The organism is Verrucomicrobiales bacterium, assembly GCA_016793885.1.
Taxonomy (GTDB): Bacteria; Verrucomicrobiota; Verrucomicrobiia; order Limisphaerales; family UBA11320; genus UBA11320.
The window spans coordinates 1-1,924 of sequence record JAEUHE010000018.1 but is presented as its reverse complement, the minus strand read 5'-3'; the positions used below and the strand labels follow the sequence as shown (position 1 = coordinate 1,924).

The 1,924-nt window shown below is 57.7% G+C and carries 2 protein-coding genes; both read left to right on the top strand.

Annotated elements, in window-relative coordinates; genetic code table 11:
- The coding region (locus JNN07_02485) for a hypothetical protein (protein ID MBL9166592.1) at positions 1 to 248 on the top strand (248 nt) is incomplete at its 5' end.
- Positions 249 to 337: 89 nt separating this feature from the next.
- On the top strand, positions 338 to 1,924 hold a 1,587-nt coding region (locus JNN07_02480), incomplete at its 3' end, for a hypothetical protein (GenBank protein ID MBL9166591.1).

Below are 1,924 nucleotides of genomic sequence, written 5' to 3'. Positions count from 1 at the left end.
CGACGCATTACCTGATCCGCGCCCTCGACCAGGGCGAGCAGGCCGCCGCGGGGCTGCTCCGCAGGCTCGGGCCGATGTCCGAGGTCGCCCGCGACCTGAGCTACCGCCTCTACACCGCCTGCGAGCGCCGCAAGTGGTCGCAGGAGGCCATCGGTTACAACGCGCTAGTCCTGGCGTGGCCCGACCTCACGCGCCAGGCGCAGGAGCAAAAGGCGGCAGGGCCAAGCCAAGGGGAGATGGAACTGTGAAGCATCGCTTGCCGGCCTCCTCAAAACTCTGCGCGGATTGCCTTCGGAATACGGCAGATTGATGACCACTCCCGTAAATCAGACCATTTATGTTCATCAGCGACCACGAAACAGAAATCGACCTCCTCTATTACGATGCCATCGCCAGCACGGTGCTTAAGCTGATCCGGTCGAGTCCGAACGATCCGCTCACAATCGGAATCCACGGCGACTGGGGTGCTGGCAAGTCGAGTGTGCTCGCCATGATCAAGAAGCAGTTGGCGGGTGACGAAAAGGTGCTGTGCCTCAGGTTCAATGGCTGGCAACTCCAAGGCTTTGAGGATGCGAAGGCGGCGCTGATCGAATCGATCATTACGGAGTTGAGGGACGCTCGAAGCGGAGTGGACAAGATTTGCGAGAAAGCTGCGGACCTGCTTAAACGCGTCGACTACTTAAAACTGGCAAAGAAGGGCGCGACGGCGGCGTTTTCTCTTTGGACGGGCATACCACATCCGGAACAAATTAGAGACGCGGTCTCGCTGCTGAAGGGATTGATCGGGTCGGCAACCGACCAATTGAATCCCCAAACAATCGAAGAGGCCCTAAAGAAAACGGAAGGGATCATCAAGCCCGGCCATGAAAAGAAGATTCCCGAGCACATGTCCGCATTTCAGAAAGAGTTTGCCGATCTGTTGGACACGGCCAAGGTGGCCAAGCTCATTGTTTTAATTGACGACTTGGATCGGTGCCTGCCCGCAACAGCGATTGAAACCTTGGAAGCCATCCGACTCTTCTTGTTTGCCCCCAAGACGGCGTTCGTCATCGCCACGGACGAGGCGATGATCGAGTATGCCGTGCGGAAGCACTTCCCTGACCTTCCAGCAAGCGCAGGCAACTACACCAGAAACTACTTGGAGAAGCTGATTCAGGTGCCGTTCCGGCTCCCGACGCTCGGCTACACCGAAACTCAAATCTACATAACCATGGTTCTGCTTCAGGCGGACCCCGGGCCCGACAACCCGTGTTTCAAGGCACTCCTCGATCAGGCACGGAAGATCCTTATCCAGCCATGGAACGGAGTCACGCTCGATCATCAGGTCGCTAAAACATGCCTCGGGGAAGTCCCCGATAGCGTCACCCAGGCGATTACGTTGAGCCGCCAAGTAACCCGCGCTCTGACCGACGGGACGAAGGGGAATCCGCGGTTAGTCAAGCGGTTCCTCAACTCCTTGCTGCTTCGGCAGGAGATTGCACACGTGCGCGGTTTGAGCGCAGATATAAAGCGTCCTGTACTTGCCAAGATCATGTTGGCCGAGCGATTCAAACCCGAATTCTACGAAATCCTCACTGCCTTGGCGTTCGGTGCAGCGGAAGGCTGCCCCAAGGAAATCGCCGATCTGGAAGGCGTCTCGCGGAATCAGCAAAAGGCATCCGGCGAAACAAAGGGGGATGAGGAGCGTTCGATTGCGCATTCGACCGAGGTGCAGCGGGCCAAAGAATGGGCCGGTGACGACTGGATCATCAACTGGGCCAAGCTGGAACCAGAACTCAAGGGTGTTGATCTGAGGCCGTACGTCTTCGTGAGTAGGGACAAGCGAAGCTTCATCGGCGGCGCTAGTCTCTCCAGCCATCTCGACAGCCTTGCCGAGGCCCTAGTCAACGGAAAGTCCATGGCGATCAAGAAAGTGGAGCCCCAG